General features: G+C 73.3%; 20 protein-coding genes. 7 read left to right on the forward strand and 13 right to left on the reverse strand.

Annotation, left to right across the window (positions count from 1 at the left end):
* Positions 1-2: 2 nt before the first annotated feature.
* From ABZ806_RS11580 to ABZ806_RS11605, 6 genes are all read right to left on the reverse strand, one after another.
* Entirely contained in the window at positions 3-1235 is a 1233-nt protein-coding gene (locus ABZ806_RS11580; RefSeq protein WP_500216827.1) for an NAD(P)-binding domain-containing protein, read from the reverse strand.
* Between the two features lie 93 nt (positions 1236-1328).
* Positions 1329-1652: a DUF202 domain-containing protein gene (locus ABZ806_RS11585; protein WP_500216828.1), complete on the reverse strand. Its 324-nt coding sequence runs from the start codon at positions 1650-1652 to the stop codon at positions 1329-1331.
* Entirely contained in the window at positions 1649-2035 is a 387-nt protein-coding gene (locus ABZ806_RS11590) for a YidH family protein (RefSeq protein WP_500216829.1), read from the reverse strand. The genes ABZ806_RS11585 and ABZ806_RS11590 overlap by 4 nt, the downstream gene beginning before the upstream one ends.
* Before the next feature lie 95 nt (positions 2036-2130).
* Positions 2131-2760 (reverse strand): MerR family transcriptional regulator, encoded by a 630-nt coding sequence (locus ABZ806_RS11595; RefSeq protein WP_500216830.1) that lies wholly within the window; start codon positions 2758-2760, stop codon positions 2131-2133.
* Positions 2761-2819: 59 nt separating this feature from the next.
* The gene (locus ABZ806_RS11600) at positions 2820-5162 is read right to left on the reverse strand and encodes a beta-glucosidase (RefSeq protein ID WP_500216831.1); all 2343 of its coding nucleotides are present in this window, start codon (positions 5160-5162) and stop codon (positions 2820-2822) included.
* A gap of 23 nt (positions 5163-5185) precedes the next feature.
* Entirely contained in the window at positions 5186-5905 is a 720-nt protein-coding gene (locus ABZ806_RS11605; RefSeq protein ID WP_500216832.1) for an IclR family transcriptional regulator, read from the reverse strand.
* Positions 5906-6018: 113 nt separating this feature from the next.
* On the opposite strand from ABZ806_RS11605, the gene leuC reads away from it, so the two are divergent.
* The 4 genes from leuC (at position 6019) to ABZ806_RS11625 (ending at position 8923) form a co-directional block, all read left to right on the forward strand.
* On the forward strand, positions 6019-7416 hold the full coding sequence (gene leuC / locus ABZ806_RS11610; RefSeq protein ID WP_500216833.1) for a 3-isopropylmalate dehydratase large subunit: 1398 nt from the start codon (positions 6019-6021) through the stop codon (positions 7414-7416).
* A gap of 11 nt (positions 7417-7427) precedes the next feature.
* The gene (gene leuD, locus ABZ806_RS11615) at positions 7428-8015 is read left to right on the forward strand and encodes a 3-isopropylmalate dehydratase small subunit (RefSeq protein ID WP_500216834.1); all 588 of its coding nucleotides are present in this window, start codon (positions 7428-7430) and stop codon (positions 8013-8015) included.
* 237 nt (positions 8016-8252) lie between these two features.
* On the forward strand, positions 8253-8486 hold the full coding sequence (locus ABZ806_RS11620) for an SCO5555 family protein (RefSeq protein ID WP_500216917.1): 234 nt from the start codon (positions 8253-8255) through the stop codon (positions 8484-8486).
* 158 nt (positions 8487-8644) lie between these two features.
* Positions 8645-8923: an HU family DNA-binding protein gene (locus ABZ806_RS11625; RefSeq protein ID WP_026403810.1), complete on the forward strand. Its 279-nt coding sequence runs from the start codon at positions 8645-8647 to the stop codon at positions 8921-8923.
* 66 nt (positions 8924-8989) lie between these two features.
* Here ABZ806_RS11625 and ABZ806_RS11630 read toward each other — a convergent pair whose 3' ends face one another.
* The gene (locus ABZ806_RS11630) at positions 8990-9193 is read right to left on the reverse strand and encodes a hypothetical protein (protein WP_500216835.1); all 204 of its coding nucleotides are present in this window, start codon (positions 9191-9193) and stop codon (positions 8990-8992) included.
* Between the two features lie 10 nt (positions 9194-9203).
* On the reverse strand, positions 9204-9881 hold the full coding sequence (cofC, locus tag ABZ806_RS11635; protein ID WP_500216836.1) for a 2-phospho-L-lactate guanylyltransferase: 678 nt from the start codon (positions 9879-9881) through the stop codon (positions 9204-9206).
* Between the two features lie 101 nt (positions 9882-9982).
* On the opposite strand from cofC, the gene ABZ806_RS11640 reads away from it, so the two are divergent.
* The 3 genes from ABZ806_RS11640 (at position 9983) to ABZ806_RS11650 (ending at position 13038) form a co-directional block, all read left to right on the forward strand.
* On the forward strand, positions 9983-10846 hold the full coding sequence (locus ABZ806_RS11640; protein ID WP_500216837.1) for a lysophospholipid acyltransferase family protein: 864 nt from the start codon (positions 9983-9985) through the stop codon (positions 10844-10846).
* A gap of 17 nt (positions 10847-10863) precedes the next feature.
* On the forward strand, positions 10864-11853 hold the full coding sequence (locus ABZ806_RS11645) for an NAD(P)H-dependent glycerol-3-phosphate dehydrogenase (RefSeq protein WP_500216918.1): 990 nt from the start codon (positions 10864-10866) through the stop codon (positions 11851-11853).
* 63 nt (positions 11854-11916) lie between these two features.
* A complete protein-coding gene (locus tag ABZ806_RS11650) occupies positions 11917-13038 on the forward strand; it encodes a D-alanine--D-alanine ligase family protein (RefSeq protein ID WP_500216838.1) in 1122 nt (373 codons plus the stop codon).
* 7 nt (positions 13039-13045) lie between these two features.
* Here ABZ806_RS11650 and ABZ806_RS11655 read toward each other — a convergent pair whose 3' ends face one another.
* The 5 genes from ABZ806_RS11655 to ABZ806_RS11675 are packed head-to-tail and all read right to left on the reverse strand — an operon-like array spanning position 13046 to position 18283.
* The gene (locus ABZ806_RS11655; RefSeq protein WP_500216839.1) at positions 13046-14875 is read right to left on the reverse strand and encodes a beta-propeller domain-containing protein; all 1830 of its coding nucleotides are present in this window, start codon (positions 14873-14875) and stop codon (positions 13046-13048) included.
* A 34-nt stretch (positions 14876-14909) separates the two neighbouring features.
* Positions 14910-15281 carry a carboxymuconolactone decarboxylase family protein gene (locus tag ABZ806_RS11660; RefSeq protein ID WP_500216840.1) on the reverse strand — a complete coding sequence of 124 codons (372 nt, stop codon included), beginning with the start codon at positions 15279-15281 and terminating at the stop codon, positions 14910-14912.
* Positions 15274-16116, reverse strand: coding sequence for an NAD(P)-dependent oxidoreductase (locus ABZ806_RS11665; RefSeq protein ID WP_500216841.1), 843 nt, complete (start codon positions 16114-16116; stop codon positions 15274-15276). Before ABZ806_RS11665 ends, ABZ806_RS11660 begins: the two co-directional genes overlap by 8 nt.
* Positions 16113-16847 (reverse strand): SDR family oxidoreductase, encoded by a 735-nt coding sequence (locus ABZ806_RS11670; RefSeq protein WP_500216842.1) that lies wholly within the window; start codon positions 16845-16847, stop codon positions 16113-16115. The genes ABZ806_RS11665 and ABZ806_RS11670 overlap by 4 nt, the downstream gene beginning before the upstream one ends.
* Positions 16844-18283, reverse strand: coding sequence for an aldehyde dehydrogenase (locus ABZ806_RS11675; RefSeq protein ID WP_500216843.1), 1440 nt, complete (start codon positions 18281-18283; stop codon positions 16844-16846). Before ABZ806_RS11675 ends, ABZ806_RS11670 begins: the two co-directional genes overlap by 4 nt.
* Between the last annotated feature and the right edge of the window lie 57 nt (positions 18284-18340).

The raw sequence follows: 18340 nt of genomic DNA on the forward strand, positions 1-18340 counted from the left end.
GGTCAGGGGACCGCGGCGACGATCTCGACCTCGAGCAGGGCGTCCGGGTGGAAGAGCCGGGGCACCTCCACGGTCGTGCTGGTCGGCGGCGCGCCGGTGAAGTACCGCGCCCGGACGGCCCCGTACTCGGCGCGCAGGTCGATGTCGGTCAGGAACGAGCGGATGCCGACGACGTCGGCGAAGCCCGCGCCGTGCGCGGCGAGGATGCGTTCGAGCAGCGACATGACGACCTCCGACTGGCGGGTCATGTCGCCGGGGGCGTCCACCTGGCCGTTCTCGTCCAGCGCGATCTGCCCCGACACGTACAGCATCGGCCCCTGGGTCACGTACGCGGTGTGGGAGTAGGCGGGGTTCGGCGGCGCGGGGACGGTCGCCGGATTGCCGAGGGTGACGCGCATCTGTGCGGATCTCCTGGTGTGGTCTGCGAGTGCGGTGAGGTCTTCGGACGCGAGCCCGGCGGCGAGCGCGCCTTCCGTCCGGGCCCGGACGGCGGACAGGACGCCGGTCCGGCTCGGGCCGTCGAGCGCGAGGCCGAGGTCCTTGGCGGCCAGGGCGAGGGTGAAGCGGGGCGGGCCGGTGCCGTCCAGCAGCCGCCGGGCCTGCGGGCTGATGCGCGACAGCGCGTCCAGGGCCAGGCCGGAGTCGACGCCGAGCCGGTCGGCGACGGCGAGCGCCTCGCCGAGGACGGCGAAGTTGCCGACGAGCACGCTGTTCACCACCACCTTCAGCGCGGCGCCCGAGCCCGGCGGGCCGACGTGCCGGACGGTCCCGAGCGCCTCGAACGCGGCCGCGCAGCGGGCCAGGTCGGCGTCCGCCGCGCCGGCGAGGATCATCAGCTCGCCCGCCTCCGCCTGCGGGACGCTTCCCGAGACGGGGGCGTCGAGGTAGCCGATCCCCGCGGGCAGCCGGTCCCGGACCCGGCGGACGGCGTCCGGGCCGATCGTGGACATGTCGGCGATCACGGCGCCGGGCGCCAGCGCCGGGGCCGCCCCGCCGCCGTCCGCCGCGAACAGGACGTCCTCGACGGCGTCCGCGTCGGTCAGCATCATGATCACCAGGTCGCGGCCCGCGACGGCCTCGGCGGGCGTGGCGCGCACGGCGGCGCCCGCCCTGGCGAGCGGCGCGGCCTTGTCGGCCGTTCGGTTCCATAGGGACACGTCGTGACCGGCGGCCAGGAGCCGTCCGGCCATGGGGGCGCCCATGCGCCCCAGTCCGAGAAAAGCGATTCTTGTCATGGCGGAATCGACGTTAAGCGCCGCGCAGCCATGACACCAGCGAAGACTTCGCACGGCAGCCATGCGTAACGCGCATGGGTGCCGGAAGGCGGATCAGAAGGCGAAGAGGAGCGTCACCACGGCGAGGAGCATCGCCAGGCCCGTCATGATCAGGACGGAGGCCGGGTCGGCCGCGCCGCCGCCGGCGGGCACCCGGTGCCGCCGGGTGCGCAGGCTGGCCCGGCTGCGGCGCAGCAGCAGCGCGGCGCCGCCGCAGACGACGGCCGCCGCGGTGGCCGCGCCCGGCACCGAGGGCGCGAACCGCACGCACAGCAGCCCCGCGACGATCAGCGAGAGGGTGGTGCGCGACCAGGCGAGCGCCGTCCGCTCCGGCTGCGCACCGCGGTCACCGAGCCGGCCCGGACGACCGGGCTTCACTGGGTGACCAGGATGGCGACCAGCAGGACGATCGAGGCGATCGCGATGCCGTAGGCCATCACCGGCGCCAGCGCGGGCGGCGGCAGCGTCTCCTCGCGGCGCAGCGCCCGCTCGGTGCGCAGCCAGCGGCGGAAGGCGAGCGCGGCGACGAGCGCGCCGCTCGCGGCGAACACGACCGCGAGGCCGTGCCGCAGCACCGTGCCGACGAAGTCGCCGGCGAGCGCGACGCCGATGCCGCCCGCGACCAGTGCCAGCGCCGTCCGGATCCAGGCCAGGAACGTGCGCTCGTTGGCGAGCGTGAAGCGGGGATCGGGATCGCTGCCCTCGGCGAGCAGGCGGTCGGTCCACCTGCCGCCGGAGCCGCGGCCCTCTGTCGTGGTCATCGCCATTCATATTAGGCGACGAAAGTGAATGCCTTAATTTCGCCCCATGAATACCAATTCCGATTGATTATCTCGGAAATACCTGGTGGGCGGGGTCAGCCGGCCCCGAACCGGCGGGCCGAGGCGTCCTCCCGGGCCAGCCGGTGCAGGGCCGTGAGGACCTGCTCGTAGAGGACGGTCGAGACGAGCAGCCCGTGCACGGCCCGGCCGCGCGGCGCGCCGTCCGCGACCCGGCCGATCTCGTGCTCGGCGACGCCGGCGGCGGCCCGCACGTAGGGCCGCAGGTCCTTGAGCGTGATCGGGTAGCCGAGGCGGCGCAGCGACACGAACGTGTGCGCGAGCAGGTCGCGGGCGGGCGCGTCGGCGCCGACGGTCCAGCCGAGTTCGCGCACGAGGGCGTCCACGTCCTCGCGGGCGGCGCGCCAGTGCGGGTCGTACGGCGCGGCGACGTGCGGGCCGATCGCGTGCTGGGTGGTGGCGACGAGGTCGTGCAGGCCGACCCGGTCGTCCTCGACGGCCTCGATGATCTCCTGGATCGCCGCGACCGGCAGGTCGGCGACCTCGCGCAGCGCGTTGATCAGCCGCAGCCGCTCCAGATGCCGGCCGTCGTACTCCGAGCGGGTCGCGCTCACCACCGCGCCCTTGGGGAGCAGGCCCTCCCGGATGTAGAACTTGATCGTCTGCACCGTCAGCCCGCTCCGATCGCTGAGCTCGGAGATCTGCACCGTCGAACCCCCTCCACCGGTGGCCAACGGTAGCGAGGTCGGGGGATTGGATACCGGCACTATCCAATGTCTGTCCGAGTTGTGCGGATTCGGAGGTCGGCGAACGACCGGCCCGCCCAGAGCGCGCCCGTGACGGGGATCCGCTCGTCCAGCCCGACCTGGACCGCGACGGCGTCGCCGGGGGCCGCCTCGGCGACGGCGAAGCCCGCGAGCCGGACCGTCCCGTCCGCGGCGGCGTAGCACTGGACGACCTCGCGCCCGGCCCGGCTCCCGGTGTTGCGGACGGTCACCTCGGCGGCATCGCCCGAGACGGTGACCGACTCGTACTCCCAGGCGGTGTAGCCGAGCCCGTGCCCGAACGGGTACGCGACCTGGGCGGGCGTGTAGTGCCGGTAGCCGGTCTCGGCGCCCTCGGCGTAGTGCAGGGTCCCGTCCGCGGCGGGTACCGGCGACAGGACGCCGTCGTGCGACGCGGGGAACGTGGTGGGCAGCCGCCCGCCGGGCTCGGCCGCGCCGGTGAGGACGTCCGCGATCGCGTCGCCGCCCTCCTGGCCGGGCAGCCACGCCCACAGGACGGCGGCGACCTCGTCCCGCCAGGGCATCAGCACCGGCGCGCCCGCGTTCACCACCACGATCGTGCGCGGGTTGGCGGCGGCGACGGCGGAGACCAGCTCGTCCTGGCGGCCGGGCAGGGCGAGGGTCGTGCGGTCGAAGCCCTCGCTCTCCACGTCGTCGTTCGTCCCGACGACCACGACGGCGGCATCGGCGTCGCGGGCGGCGCCGACCGCGGCGGCGAGCGCGCCGTCCTCGTCCAGGTGCGGCGCGTGGTGGCCGATGCCGAACGCCGTCCCGAAGCGTCCGGGCGCGTGGGTGCAGTGCAACTCGACCGGGACGGCCGTGCCCGCCTCCAGCTCGACCTCGATCCGGTGCTCGGGCGGACGCAGCAGCGCCTCCACCGGGTCGCCGTGGCCGGGGTCCAGCGTCACCGCGGTCCGGGTCCCGCCCACGCGCAGCTCGTACTCGCCGGCGCCCGCGATCGCGAACGCGTGGACGCCGTCCTCGGCCGGGGTCATCTCGGTCCGGGCGACGATCCGGGCGGTGCCCTTCGGGATCCCGCCGAGGAAGACGAAATGCGCCGCCCGGCGGTGCTGCGACTCGATCAGGGCGCCGCCGGCCCCGAAGAACTCCAGCCGCACACCGCGCTCACCGGACTCCGGGTCGGCCGTGAGGGCGAGCGGCAGGGGCGCCAGCCGCCGATGCGGGTACACGCCGGGACGGACGATCAGCTCGGTTCCGTCCCCGAGCGCCCGGCGCAGCCCCTCGACCGGCGTGACGACGTGCTCGGGGTCGACGTGCGCGCTTCCGCCGCCCTGCGCGCTGAACCGGACGGCGTTCGGGCCGATCACGGCGAGCCTGCGCGGGGCGCCCAGCGGGAGGGCGCCGTCCTCGTTCCGCAGCAGCACGGCGGCCCGGGCCGCCGCGTCCCGCAGCCGCGCGCGGGCGTCGGGAGGCGTCGTCGCCGGCGCCGGGCCGGGGAAGCCGTCGAGCGCGCCCACCCGCGCGGCCAGGCGGAGCACGCGCAGCGCCTTGTCGTCGATCAGCTCCCCGGCGACCCTGCCCGCGCGGACGGCGTCGACGAGCCTGCCCCGCCACGGGCTGGTGGGGAGGCCCGGCATCTCCACGTCCATGCCCGCGTTGGCGCTCGCCTCGGTCGAGCGGATCGCCGTCCAGTCGGAGACCAGGACGCCGTCGAACCCCCAGCGGTCCTTGAGCACGCCCGTCAGCAGCTCGCGGTGCTCGGTCATGGACGTGCCGTTGACCTTGTTGTACGCGGCCATCACCGCCCACGCGCCCGCCTTCACGGCCTCCTCGAACGGCCGCAGGTACAGCTCGTCCAGGGCGTCCTCGCCGATGCGCGCGTCGTAGGACATGCGGTCGGTCTCGGAGTCGTTGCCGACGAAGTGCTTCACCGTCGCCGCGACGCCCGCCGACTGGACGCCGCGCACGAACGCGGCGCCGATGCGGGCGGTGAGCAGGGGGTCCTCGGAGTAGTTCTCGAAGTGCCGCCCGCCCAGCGGCGTCCGGTGCAGGTTGACCGTCGGCGCGAGCTGGACATGCACGCCCCTGTCGCGCGCCTGCGCGCCGTTCAGCCGCCCGATCCGCTCCGCGAGCGCCGGATCCCACGTCGCGGCGAGCGCCGTCGGGTTCGGGAACAGCAGGCTCGTGTGCCGCTCGTCCCAGGTGGTGCCGCGCACGCCGGACGGCCCGTCCGACATGACGAGACCCCGCAGCCCGATCCGGGGGATGGGGCGCAGGGTCCAGAACCCGTCACCGGTGAGCAGGTGGACCTTCTCCTCGAGGGTGAGGTCCGCGAGCCGTCCGCGAAGCCGGGATTCGTCCATTCGCCGACTCTATGTTCCGGGGTTCAGGAGGCGGTGCGACGCATCCCCTCGGAGATCTTCTCGGCGGCGGCGGCCACCGGGGCGGCGTGCAGGCGCCCGGGGGAGCGGGTCAGGCGCTCGAGCGGGCCGGACACCGAGACGGCGGCGATCACCCGCCCGCCCGCGCCGCGGATGGGGGCCGACACCGACCCGACGCCCTGCTCGCGCTCCCCGACGCTCTGCGCCCAGCCCCGCCGCCGGACGGACGCGAGCGTCGTCGCCTCGAACTTGGCGTTGCGCAGCCCCCGGTGCAGCCGGTCGGGCTCCTCCCAGGCGAGCAGGATCTGCGCGGCCGACCCCGCCGTCATCGGCAGCGCGGCGCCGACCGGGACGGTGTCGCGCAGGCCGCTGGTCCGCTCGGCGGCGGCGACGCAGACCCGGACGTCGCCCTGGCGGCGGAACAGCGAGGCGCTCTCGCCGGTGAGGTCGCGCAACTGGGCCAGGATGGGCTGGGCGATCGCGAGCAGGCGGTCCTCGCCGGCCGCGACGGCCAGCTCGGCGAGCCGCGGCCCGAGGATGAAGCGCCCCTGCGTGTCGCGGTGCACGAGGCGGTGGTGCTCCAGCGCGACGGCCAGCCGGTGCGCCGTGGGGCGCGCCAGCCCGGTGGTCTGGACGAGCTGGGCGAGCGAGGCCGGGCCGGCCTCCAGCGCATTCAGAACGAGAACGGCTTTGTCAAGTACGCCGACTCCGCTAGAGTTGTCCATGAATTGATATTGCCGTCTCGTAATATGAGATTGCAAGTCGAGGTGACGGACACCACGGCGCACCGGGCGACGAGCACCGGGCGCCGCCGATCATGACAGGTGAGGTGGGAGTGATGGGCCGAACACTGGCCGAGAAGGTCTACGACGCGCACGTCGTACGGCGCGCCGAGGGTGAGCCGGACCTCCTCTACATCGACCTGCACCTCGTCCACGAGGTGACGAGCCCGCAGGCGTTCGACGGGCTGCGGATGACCGGCCGCAAGGTCCGCCGTCCCGACCTGACGATCGCCACCGAGGACCACAACGTCCCGACCACGGACCTGCTCAAGCCCATCGCCGACCCGGTGTCGCGCACCCAGGTCGAGACGCTGCGCAAGAACTGCTCCGACTTCGGGGTCAGGCTGCACCCGATGGGCGACGCGGGCCAGGGCATCGTCCACGTCATCGGCCCGCAGCTCGGGCTGACCCAGCCCGGCACGACCGTCGTCTGCGGCGACTCCCACACCTCCACGCACGGCGCGTTCGGCGCCCTCGCGTTCGGCATCGGCACGAGCGAGGTCGAGCACGTCCTCGCCACCCAGACGCTGCCGCAGGTCCAGCCGAAGACGATGGCGGTCACCGTGGACGGCGCGCTGCCGGAGGGCGTCACCGCCAAGGACCTGATCCTCGCGATCATCGCCCGCATCGGCACCGGCGGCGGCCAGGGCCACATCATCGAGTACCGCGGCGAGGCGATCCGCTCCCTGTCGATGGAAGGCCGCATGACGGTCTGCAACATGTCCATCGAGGCCGGCGCCCGCGCCGGGATGATCGCCCCGGACGAGACCACGTTCGAGTACCTCAAGGGCCGCCCCCACGCCCCCCAGGGCGACGACTGGGACAGGGCCGTCGAGTACTGGACGTCCCTGCGCACCGACGACGACGCGGTCTTCGACACCGAGGTCGTGATCGACGCGACCGAACTGACCCCGTTCGTCACCTGGGGCACCAACCCCGGCCAGGGCCTGCCGCTCGGCGGTTCGGTGCCCGAGCCAGCGTCGTTCACCGACCCCGTCCGGCGGCAGTCCGCCGAGCGCGCCCTGGAGTACATGGGGCTCACCGCCGGGACGCCGCTGCGCGAGATCGCGGTCGACACCGTCTTCGTCGGCTCCTGCACCAACGGCCGCATCGAGGACCTCCGCGCCGTCGCCGGCGTGCTGAAGGGCCGCAAGGTCGCCGAGGGCGTCCGCATGCTGGTCGTGCCCGGCTCCATGAAGGTCAAGAAGCAGGCCGAGGAGGAGGGCCTCGACGAGGTCATCGCCGCGTCCGGCGCCGAATGGCGCGAGGCCGGCTGCTCCATGTGCCTGGCGATGAACCCGGACAAGCTCGCGCCCGGCGAGCGCAGCGCCTCCACGTCCAACCGCAACTTCGAGGGCCGGCAGGGCCCCGGCGGCCGCACCCACCTGGTGTCGCCCGCCGTCGCCGCCGCGACCGCCGTCACCGGCCGCCTGACCGCCCCCGCCGACCTCTGAGGAATCCCACGATGGAAGCGTTCACCACCTACACCGGGCGCGCGGTCCCGCTGCGCCGCAGCAACGTCGACACCGACCAGATCATCCCGGCCGTCTGGCTGAAGCAGGTCAGCCGCACCGGCTTCGAGAAGGGCCTGTTCTCCGGCTGGCGCGAGGACCCGGACTTCGTCCTCAACCAGCCCCGGTACGACGGGGCGGGGATCCTGGTCGCCGGGCCCGACTTCGGCACCGGCTCGTCCCGCGAGCACGCCGTCTGGGCCCTGCAGCAGTACGGGTTCCGCGTCATCATCGCGCCGCGCTTCGGCGACATCTTCCGCAACAACTCCACCAAGATGGGCCTGCTGCCCGTCATCCTGGCCGGCGACCAGGTCGAGGACCTCCAGGCCCGCGTCGAGAAGGACCCGGCCCTGGAGATCACCGTCGACCTCGACCGGCGCGAGGTCCGCTACGACGGTGTGGTCGCGGCCTTCGACATCGACGACTACACCCGCTGGCGCCTCATGGAGGGCCTGGACGACATCGGCCTCACCCTCCGCCACGCCGAAGCCATCGGCACCTACGAGGAATCCCGCCGCCCCTGGCTCCCGACCACGGTCTGACCGCGCGGCCCCACCGGCGGACCGCCCGCCGCGCCGCCGAACACCGTCGCTGACCAGCGGAAACGTACCGCTCCCCAGGTGGGAGCGGTGATTTTCACCGTGGCCCGCGCCACCCGCGCCTCCCGGCGCCGGGTGGCGCGGGCCACGCTTGATACACCCCCGGGCGTGTCGAGCGGTATGGGTACGAGGGACAATTTCCTGTAGTGCCATGCTCGCCGAGCGTTTGGGGGAATGGAATTGAGTGCCCTTCCGTGGGCGGGGCCGAAGTGGGACGATCCCGCGTTGACCCAGCTCGCGCGGCAGTTGCGTGACGCTCACCAGGCCGTCGCGCCGCTTCCGCCGGAGACGCGGCAGCGGCTCATCCGGCATCTGCTGGCGATCACCGATCTGGCGAAACGGGACGCCGGGCTGGCGGCGCGCAGGCTGGAGGCGTTCCTCGCCGATTTCCACGAGGGGCCCGACGTCGGTTAGCGTGCGCAGTGGCCGGATCCGGTCCGGTCACCCGGCGAGACAGGGGCGAGGCCGACAAAAACGCCAGCGACACGCCAACTTCTGCGTGCAGGTGATTGTGTCCATGCTGCAGGTCCCTTAGTTTCGGTCGGGCAAGGGGGGAACTAGAGGAGTAACGCATGAACAAGCGTGAGCTGGTCGACGCCATCTCTGACCGGCTGGGCAGCAAGAAGGCCGCAGCCGAGGCCGTCGACGCGATCCTGGAGGCGATCCAGACCGCAGTCGCCAAGGGCGACAAGGTCGCGATCACCGGGTTCGGTTCGTTCGAGAAGGCCGACCGGCCTGCCCGTACGGCCCGCAACCCCGCAACGGGCAAGACCATCGAGGTTCCCGCGACGTCCGTGCCGAAGTTCAAGGCCGGCGCCGACTTCAAGAACCTGGTGGCCGGAAAGAAGTAGCCTCACCGCGACGGCGCCCGGGACCGCGAGGTCCCGGGCGCCGTCGCGTTTCAGCACGGGGGCGTTTCAGGACGGCAGCGGGAACGTCGACAGCGTGATCGCCGAGACGCGGCCGTCCGCCACGGCCAGCCGCACCCGCTGGCCGAAGCGCAGCAGCCGCAGCCCGCCCGCCGCGAACGCGTCCGCGTCGAACGCCAGCTCCGTCCCGTCGTCGAGCAGCACGCTCCCCGACCTGGTCTCCGCGTCGAACGCCTTCACCGTCGCCTGCATGGGCCGAACTCTAGGCCAGCGACGGCAGCAGGGCCGCGACCTCGGCGGTGCGGGGGCCGGTGCCGAGCGCGAGCGCGGCGCGCAGGTCCTCCGGGGTGTCGACGTCGCGGCGTACGCTGTCGGTGGCGGGCAGCAGGATCTCCGCGGCGCCGCGGGAGCGGTGCGCCGCGCGGGAGCCGCCGCCGAACGCCGGGGCGAACGCGACGCCGGGACGGGCCGTGTAGAGGGTCGTGCCGATGCCCGCCGCGTCCGGCACGAACGCCTCCGGCTCGGCCGCGGCGGCGTCCAGGACGCGGGCGAGTTCATCCGGCCGCAGAGCGGGCAGGTCTGCCGACAGCGCGCCGACGCCCGCGTCCGGGGACAGCTCGCGGCCCCGGGCGGCGCCGTACACCAGCGCCGGGTTCAGGCCCGCGTCCGGCACGTCGGGCACGATGCGGGCGCCGAGGGCGGCGAGGTCGGCCGCCGGAAGGGGATCGTCGGTGACAACGATCACGTCGCGGACCCGGTCGCAGCGCAGCGCCGCGGCGACCGTGTCGGCCGCCACCGCGAGCGCGAGCGGCTCCCGGTGCGGGCCCGCCGCGGCGGCCATCCGGGTCTTGGCCCTGGCCAGGACCTTGACGGGGACGACGAGCGACCAGTGGAGATGAGGCCCGCCGTGCGCCGCGGCGGGCCGTGCTGATGTAGACATGGCAACTCGACACTATGCGCACGCAACCGCGACACTTGAGGACACCCCATGTTCATCCGGGGGATGAACCGAGGAGGGGACGGAATGAGGAGGGGACGGGCATGAGCCACGGGTACTCGCCGGGCTGGCGGAAGCTCACGATCGTCATCCTGCGCCCGCTGCTGTTCGGGCTCCTGAAACGCGACTGGCGGGGCCGGGGCAACGTACCCGGGAAGGGCGGCGTCATCATCGCCGCCAACCACATCTCCGAGTCCGACCCCCTCGCGCTCGCCCACTTCGTCTACGAGGCGGGCCGCTACCCGGTCTACCTGGCCAAGTCCACGCTGTTCGACGTGCGCTTCATCCGCGCGGTGCTGCGCGGCACCGGCCAGATCCCCGTGTACCGCGACCGCGCCGACGCGGCGCAGGCCCTGGAGGCCGCGGAGAAGGCGCTGGTGGACGGCGAATGCCTGATGTTCTACCCGGAGGGCAGCTGCACCCGCGACCCGGAGCTGTGGCCCATGACCGGCCAGACGGGCGTCGCGCGGATGGCGCTGAAGACCGGCGCGAAGGTCGTCCCGGTGGCGAGCTGGGGCGCGCACGAGCTGATGCCGTACAAGAAGGGCGAGCAGCGGGGCCTCGCGGGGAGCCTGAAGAAGGGGTTCCACCCGCTGCCCCGCAAGACGATGCGGGTCGTCGCCGGGCCGCCCGTGGACCTGTCGGGGTATGCGGGGCTGCCGCTCAGCAGGGAGACGCTGCGCGCCGCGACCGACGACATCATGACGGCGATCGTCGGCCTGCTCGGCGAGCTGCGCGGCGAGGAGCCGCCCGCCGAGCGCTACGACCACCACCGGGTACTGGAGGAGCGCCGCCGCGCCGCCGGCGCCGCGGTTCCGGAGCCGGCCCGACCATCCGTACCCGAGACCACGCCCGAGACCGCGTCCGAGACCGGGGCCGGCGTGCGGCGGAAGGCGGCCGACTCGTGACCTTCCGCACCGCGGTGATGGGCGCCGGATCCTGGGGGACGACGTTCACCAAGCTGCTGCACGACGCGGGCGGCGACGTCGTCCTGTGGGGCCGCCGCCCTGAGGTCGTCGAGGCGGTCAACGAGCGGCACGAGAACCCCGACTACCTGCCCGGCGTCACGCTGCCGGCGGGCGTCCGCGCCACCCTCGACCCGGCGGAGGCGCTGAAGGGCGCCGACTTCGTCGCGCTCGCCGTCCCCGCGCAGACGCTCCGGCACAACCTCGGCGGGTGGCTGCCGCACCTGCCGCCGGACGCGGTCCTCGTCAGCCTGATGAAGGGCGTCGAGATCGGCACGTCGCTGCGGATGTCAGAGGTGGTCCGCGAGGTCGCCGGCCTCCCGCGCGAGCGCGTCGGCGTGTTCTGCGGCCCCAACCTGGCCCGCGAGATCGCGTCCGGGGAGCCCGGCGCCGCCGTCGCCGCCTGCGTGGACGAGGCCGTCGCGCAGCGCCTGCAGGCCGCCACCATGACCCCGTACTTCCGCGTCTACACCTCCACGGACATGGTCGGCTGCGAGCTCGGCGGCGCGGTGAAGAACATCGTCGCGCTGTGCGTCGGCATGTCGGTCGGGCTCGGGTTCGGCGCCAGCACCCAGGCGCTGCTGATCACCCGCGGGCTCGCCGAGATCGCCCGGCTGGGCGCCGCGCTCGGCGCCGACGAGCACACGTTCGCGGGCCTCGCCGGGATGGGCGACCTCGTCGGGACGTGCATCTCGCCGCTGTCGCGGAACCGGACGTTCGGCGAGAACCTCGGCCGCGGGATGACCCTCGACGAGGTCATCGCCGTCACCAGGCAGACCGCCGAGGGCGTCAAGTCGTCGGAGGCGGTGCTGGCGCTCGCCCGCAAGCACAACGTGGAGATGCCGATCACCGAGGCGGTCACCGCCGTCCTGCACCACGGCATGCCGATCAAGGAGGCCGCGGTGTCGCTGATCTCGCGCTCCCCGAAGCCCGAGCGGTACGGGGTGTGATGCGGGGCCGCGCCCGGTCCGCTCGTGGCCCGCGCGGGCTGATCACCGGTAGGCTCGGACGTCATGTCCCAGGTTTCTAGGATCCGCGTGGCCGTGGTCTTCGGCGGGCGCAGCTCCGAGCACGCGATCTCCTGCGTCACCGCGGGCGCCGTCATGGCCGCCATCGACCGGGACCGCTACGACGTGGTGCCGATCGGCATCGCCCGCGACGGCCGCTGGGTGCTCCCGCCCGCCGGCCTGACGCTCGCGATCGAGGACGGCCGGCTGCCCGAGGTGACCGGCGCCGGCAGCGTCCTGGCGCTGCCGTTCGACCCCGACAGCCGCGGATTGATGGTCGTCCAGCCGGGCGAGATCCCCGAGACCCTCGCGGAGGTCGACGTCGTGCTGCCGCTGCTGCACGGCCCCTACGGCGAGGACGGCACCATCCAGGGCCTGCTCGACCTCGCGGGCGTCCGCTACGTCGGCGCCGGGGTGCTGGCCAGCGCCGTCGGCATGGACAAGGGCTACATGAAGCTCGTCTGGCAGGCGCGCGGCCTGCCCGTCGGCCCGTACGTGCTGGTCGGCGACCGGGAGTGGCGGCGCGAGCGCAAGCGCAAGATCGACGAGATCAAGGAGCTGGGCCTCGCGGACGGCACCCCGGTGTTCGTCAAGCCGGCCCGCGCCGGGTCGAGCATGGGCATCACCCGCGTCACCGCCGAGGCGGACCTGGAGGCGGCGGTCGACGCGGCCCGCGAGCACGACCCGAAGGTGGTCGTGGAGGCCGCGATCGAGGGCCGCGAGGTCGAGTGCGGCGTCCTGCAGGGCGAGGACGACGGCCCCGCCGAGGCCAGCCTGCCCGCCGAGGTGCTGACCTCGGGCGCGCACGACTTCTACGACTTCGAGACCAAGTACCTCGACGGCGCCACCCGGATGGCGATCCCGCCGGACCTGCCGCCCGCCGCGATCGAGGAGGTCCGCCGCGTCGCCGTGCAGGCGTTCGAGGCGCTCGACTGCGAGGGCCTCGCCCGCGTCGACTTCTTCCACACGCCCGACGGCCGCTGGATCCTCAACGAGATCAACACCATGCCGGGCTTCACCCCGGCGTCGGCGTTCCCGCAGATGTGGGCGGCCACCGGGCTGGACTACCCGACCCTGGTAGACCGCCTCATCCAGACGGCCCTGAAACGCTCGACGGGCCTGCGCTAGCTCCGCGCTAGCCGTAGGCGAGCCAGGCCGTCCTCCGCAGAGTGGACGCGTCGGTGGCCTGGGCTCCGCCGCCGGAGAACGTCCAGAGGGTGTCGCCGACGATGAGCGACCGGACGATGCTCCCGCCGCCCGGCTGCCGGACGGTGCCGACCTTGGTGATGGACGTCCCGGTGACCTTGAGCGCGATCGCCTCGCCGCCCGTGCCGCCCGCCCGTGCCGCCGGGACGACGGTGAGTCCGGACTCCGGCCAGTACAGGAACGCGTGCGGGTCGAACTCCACCTGGGACGTCGCGCCGGGGAGCGTGTAGGCGCCGATGCGGCGCAGCTCGCCGGAAACGTCGAAGAGGGACACCTGGAGGCCGGTCGTGCGGCCCGACGTCTCGGCGTCCTGCCCGACGCCGAGGAGCCTGCCGCCCGCCACGGGGTGCAGGTACGCCGAGTAGCCGGTGATCTTCAGTTCGCCGGTGAGGGCGGGACGGCCCGGGTCCGCCAGGTCGAGCACGTACAGCGGGTCGGTCCGCCGGAACGTCACCACGTAGGCCGTCGGGCCGGTGAACCGGACGGAGTGGATGCGCTCGCCCTTGCCGAGCCCGTCGATCCGTCCGATCCGGTCGAGCCGTTCGCCGTGCTGGGCGAGGACGTGCACGGAGCTCTGGGAGCCGCGGGAGTTCCGGTCGGTCGTCGTGGCGAGGCGCAGGTTCCCGTCGTGCTCCGACATGGAGTACTGGTTGAGCAGGAAGCCCTTGACCGACCCGGACGCTGCGTAACGCGGACGCCCGCTGCCGCCCAGGTCGAACTTGTAGATGTCGGTGTGCGGCTCGGGGAGCTTCCTGGCCGGCCATCGCCAGGCCTTCGAGGGCGTGCCCGTGACGTAGAGGCTCCTGCCGTTGCCGTAGACGGTGGATCCGTCGGCCGTGACCGCGATGGGCTGCGGGTCGCCGAGGCCCTTGTCCAGGTCGAGGGTCAGCACGGTCAGCATCGACGACCCCTTGTACGAGGCAGGGCGGCTGACCTGATCGCAGGGCGCGCGGTACGACGTGCCGTCGTCCAGGGCGAACGTCGGGAGCCAGGCTTCGAGCGGGGCCTTCCAGACCTCCACCCGGTTCTCCTCGGTCGCGTCCTCCGCGTCCGTCCCTCCGGGGAAGTCGATCTTCGGCCGGGACCGCACCACGACGCGGACGGTCGAGCCGGTCTGCCGCGCGTCCACGTACTCGGTGTCGGACGTCATCGTGCCGGCGACCCGCGGGGTGCCGGAGAGGTCGACCAGCGTCAGCCGCGTCGAGCTGCCCGTGTGCCCCGCAGCGGGCCGGCCGTCCAAGGGGACCACCGGTGCGCGGTGGCTCAGCACCAGCGCGCGGTCGCCGCTGAGCAGCAGTTCGTCGCGGCCGTACCGGCCGGAGCCCGGCAGCTTCAGCGTGTGCGTGATCCTGCGCGTGGCGGGGTCGATGACCCGCAGCCGCCCCCCGTCGAGCGCGACGATGCGGTGCCCGTCGGTCTTCACGAGGTCGGGCTCGTCGGCGTCCGGTTCGTGGGAGTTGGTCGTGGAATGCTGCTGCGCGGCGGCTCCGGACGGCAGCCGGCCCTTCGACAGCGCCCAGTCGCCGTCCCCCGGGAAGGCGGGGACACCGCCCGGCCCTTCGGTGAGCCCGTCCGGGCCGACGTGGTCGACCGTGGCGCTGCGCAGGTCGTCGAGCAGCGCGTCGCAGCCGGCATAGGCGACGAGCCGGGCCGGCGGTGCCTGGCCCGGCCGGTCATCGGGGCCGGACGATCCGGAGCACCCGGCCATCCCGGCCAGCAGCAGGACCGTCGCGGCCGGTGCGAAGAGACGACCACGCATGGACGTTGGACGCTCGCACCGGCCGCGCGGTTGCCTATTCGTCCTTCTTCTTCCGTTTCTCGTGCTTGGCGATCAGCGTGTCGATCTGGACGCTCAGCCGGGAGCCGAGCGGCCAGCCGACGTAGTGGGTCAGGAAGATGCCGATCTCGCGCAGCTCGTCCGGCGACACCTCGCCGTTGGCCAGCGCCGCCGGGATCTGGATGTCCAGGACGTCGTTGAGCCCCTGGCCGGCGAGCATGCCGATGAGCAGCAGGCGCCGGTCGCGCAGGGTGAGGCCCGGACGCGTCCAGATGTCGCCGAAGAGGTGGTCGACGGTGATGCCGAAGAAGTCGCCGGGCGCGTCCCCGATCTCCCAGCCGTAGACCTGCCGCATCATCTCCAGCCCGCGTTCGCGGCGCTCATCCATCGGTATCTCCCTCGCGCAGGCCGAGGCCGGGGCCGAAGCGGTCGCGGGCGATGCGGGCGAGGGGCACGTCGACGCCCAGCTCGTCCGCCAGTTCCAGGGCGAAGGACAGGTCCTTCTCGCCGAGGTCGCGGGTGTGGCACAGGATGCCGTACAGGTCGTCGCCCGGGTCCAGCGGCGCGGTCGTCGGGCGCAGCATGATCGACCCCGCGCCGCCGGTGATCGCGTCGGTGTGCCGGACGATCCGGCCCAGCTTGCGCAGCGACACCCCCGACGCCTCCGCCAGCCGCTGCGCCTCGGCGGCGGCCGTGAACGAGATGAAGTGCAGCATGTTGCGGGCCAGCTTCGTGCGGGTGCCCGCGCCGACCGGGCCCATGTGCAGGACGAGGTCCGCCCAGGCGCCGAACGGCTCGCGGCAGCGCTCGAACGCCGCGTCCGTCCCGCCGACCATCACCGCGAGGCTGCCCGCGCCCGCTCCCATGAACCCGCCGCTGACCGGCGCGTCCACGACCTCGATCCCGTACCGCCCGGCCCGGGTCGCGAGATTCTCGGCCGTCGTCGCGCGGATCGTGGAGTGGATCGCCAGCACCGTGCCCGGCCGGGCGCTCGCGAGCACCTCGTCGCCGACCTCGTTCACCTGGTCGTCGTCCCGCACCATGATCGAGACGAGGTCGGCGTGCGCGGCGACCTCGGCGACGCTCTTCGCCGCCCGCGCGCCCGCCTTCACCAGCGGCGCCATCGCCTCCGGCCGCGCGTCGTGGACGACGACGCCCGCGGCGGCCAGGTGGCCGGCCATCGGTGCGCCCATCTGGCCGAGCCCGATGAACCCCACCGTCATGAGCGGAACACCTCGCCGCCGTCCACGTTGACGATCTGCCCGGTGATCCAGGCGGCGTCGTCCGACAGCAGGAACAGGCAGGCGCCGACGAGGTCCTCGGGCGACCCCATGCGCTTCAGCGCCATCTTGTCCCGGACGATCTTCTGCGACATGTTGCCCGGCACGACGGCGCGGTTGGCCTCGGTGTCGATCGGGCCGGGCGCGATCGCGTTCACCCGGATGTTCATGCTGCCCAGCTCGTGCGCGAGCTGCTGTGTGAGCCCGTTGACGCCGACCTTGGCCAGCCCGTAGAAGCCGGAGTACTGCCATGCCGCCGTGGACGACTGGTTCACGATGGAGCCGCCGCCGCGCTCCTGCATGTGTGGGTAGCAGGCGCGGGCGCACAGCAGCGCGCCGTCCATGTTCACGGACATGAACTTCTTGTAGTAGTCCCAGTCGACGGTGAAGAGGAAGTCCAGTTTCATCGTCCCGAAGATGGCGGCGTTGTTGACGAGATGGTCGATCCCGCCGAACCGCTCCTTCGCGGCCGTCGCCATGGCCTCCACCGACGCGGGGTCGGACACGTCCGTCCGGACGAACAGGCCCTTGATGTCGTCGGCCACGTTCTGCCCGCGCTCGTCCACGTCGGCGACGACGACGTGCGCGCCCTCGGCTGCCAGTGCCCGCGCGTACGCCTCGCCGATGCCCTGCGCGGCCCCGGTGACGACCGCGACCCTTCCCTCGAACCTCATGCGCCCTCCGCGATCGACTTGGTCTCCAGGTACTCCTCGAACCCGGCCACGCCCATCTCGCGGCCGATGCCCGACTGCTTGTAGCCGCCGAACGGGACGTCCGCGCCGTACCAGACGCCGCCGTTCACGCTGACCGTCCCGGCCCGCAGCCGCCGCGCGACCGCCCGCGCCCGCTCCGCGCCGCCGCCGTGCACCGCGCCCGACAGCCCGTACGGCGAGTCGTTCGCGATCCGCACCGCGTCGTCGTCGCCGTCGTGCGGCAGCAGGGTCAGCACCGGGCCGAAGATCTCCTCCCGCGCCGCGCGGGCGTCGTTGGTGAGCCCGGTGATCAGTGTGGGCTCGATCCAGAAGCCCGTGTCGCGGCCCGCCGGGCGCCCGCCGCCGCAGGCGAACGAACCGCCCTCCTCGACGGCGAGTTCCAGGTAGCCCTCGATGCGCTCGCGCTGCTTCGCGGAGATGACCGGGCCGCAGATCGTCCGGTCGTCGCCGGGGTCGCCGACGCCGAGCTTGGCGAGCGTGCCCGCCGTGATCTCGGCGGCCTCGTCGTAGCGGTCGCGCGGGACGAGGATCCGCGTCGTGATCGCGCAGCCCTGCCCGGCGTGCGCGATCCCGGAGAACGCCGCGTACGAGCACGCGGCCCGCAGATCGGCGTCGTCCAGCACCACGAACGCCGACTTCCCGCCCAGTTCCAGGAAGACCCGCTTGAGCGTGGCGGCCGCACTCGTCATCACGTTCCGGCCCGTCGCCGTGGACCCGGTGAACGACACCAGATCGACGCGCGGGTCCTGCGTCAGCTGGGCACCGAGCCCGTGGTCGGACGACGTCACCACGTTCACGACGCCGGCCGGGATGTCGGTCTCCTCGGCTATGACCTCGCCGAGCACCGCCGCGCACCAGGGCGTGTCGGGCGCCGGCTTCAGCACCACCGTGTTCCCGGCCGCCAGCGCCGGGCCGAGCTTGGCCAGGTTGATCTGGTGCGGGAAGTTCCACGGGGTGATGGCGCCGACGACGCCCGCCGCCTCGCGGCGCACCCGGCGGTGGCTGGGCATCCCCATCGGCTCGGCCCGGCCGAGGTCGCGTTCCCACGCGTAGGACTCGACGAGGTCGGCGAACCACCCGAGATCGTCGACGGGCGCGTCCAGCTGCGCCCCGAAGGTCAGGAACCGTGGCGCGCCCACCTCCTTGATCGTCAGTTCGCGCAGCTCGTCGGCGCGGCGCCGCAGACCCTCCCTGAGCTGCCGCAGGCAGCGCACGCGGAACGCGTGGTCGGTGGACCAGGACGTCTCGTCGAACGCGCGCCGGGCGGCGCCGATCGCGCGGTCCATGTCGTCGGCGGTGGCGTCGGCGGCGGTGCCGAGCACCTCCTCGGTCGCGGGGTTGACCGTCTCGAAGGCGCCGCCCGCCCCGGGGACGAGCCGCCCGTCCAGCAGAAGCAAGCGATCGATTGTTCTGGACACTTGTCCAGACTACAGTTCAGCCCGCGCCGGAGCGCA

Source organism: Spirillospora sp. NPDC047418 (assembly GCF_040643275.1).
In the GTDB taxonomy this organism is placed as follows: Bacteria; Actinomycetota; Actinomycetes; order Streptosporangiales; family Streptosporangiaceae; genus Spirillospora.

Excerpts from the sequence above, each read along its gene's own strand:
- ABZ806_RS11580 (WP_500216827.1), bottom strand. The coding sequence starts at position 1,235 with ATGACAAGAATCGCTTTTCTCGGACTGGGGCGCATGGGCGCCCCCATG.
- ABZ806_RS11590 (WP_500216829.1), bottom strand. The coding sequence starts at position 2,035 with ATGACCACGACAGAGGGCCGCGGCTCCGGCGGCAGGTGGACCGACCGC.
- ABZ806_RS11600 (WP_500216831.1), bottom strand. The coding sequence starts at position 5,162 with ATGGACGAATCCCGGCTTCGCGGACGGCTCGCGGACCTCACCCTCGAG.
- ABZ806_RS11605 (WP_500216832.1), bottom strand. The coding sequence starts at position 5,905 with ATGGACAACTCTAGCGGAGTCGGCGTACTTGACAAAGCCGTTCTCGTT.
- leuC (WP_500216833.1), top strand. The coding sequence starts at position 6,019 with ATGGGCCGAACACTGGCCGAGAAGGTCTACGACGCGCACGTCGTACGG.
- leuD (WP_500216834.1), top strand. The coding sequence starts at position 7,428 with ATGGAAGCGTTCACCACCTACACCGGGCGCGCGGTCCCGCTGCGCCGC.
- ABZ806_RS11625 (WP_026403810.1), top strand. The coding sequence starts at position 8,645 with ATGAACAAGCGTGAGCTGGTCGACGCCATCTCTGACCGGCTGGGCAGC.
- ABZ806_RS11630 (WP_500216835.1), bottom strand. The coding sequence starts at position 9,193 with ATGCAGGCGACGGTGAAGGCGTTCGACGCGGAGACCAGGTCGGGGAGC.
- cofC (WP_500216836.1), bottom strand. The coding sequence starts at position 9,881 with ATGTCTACATCAGCACGGCCCGCCGCGGCGCACGGCGGGCCTCATCTC.
- ABZ806_RS11640 (WP_500216837.1), top strand. The coding sequence starts at position 9,983 with ATGAGCCACGGGTACTCGCCGGGCTGGCGGAAGCTCACGATCGTCATC.
- ABZ806_RS11645 (WP_500216918.1), top strand. The coding sequence starts at position 10,864 with ATGGGCGCCGGATCCTGGGGGACGACGTTCACCAAGCTGCTGCACGAC.
- ABZ806_RS11650 (WP_500216838.1), top strand. The coding sequence starts at position 11,917 with ATGTCCCAGGTTTCTAGGATCCGCGTGGCCGTGGTCTTCGGCGGGCGC.
- ABZ806_RS11655 (WP_500216839.1), bottom strand. The coding sequence starts at position 14,875 with ATGCGTGGTCGTCTCTTCGCACCGGCCGCGACGGTCCTGCTGCTGGCC.
- ABZ806_RS11660 (WP_500216840.1), bottom strand. The coding sequence starts at position 15,281 with ATGGATGAGCGCCGCGAACGCGGGCTGGAGATGATGCGGCAGGTCTAC.
- ABZ806_RS11665 (WP_500216841.1), bottom strand. The coding sequence starts at position 16,116 with ATGACGGTGGGGTTCATCGGGCTCGGCCAGATGGGCGCACCGATGGCC.
- ABZ806_RS11670 (WP_500216842.1), bottom strand. The coding sequence starts at position 16,847 with ATGAGGTTCGAGGGAAGGGTCGCGGTCGTCACCGGGGCCGCGCAGGGC.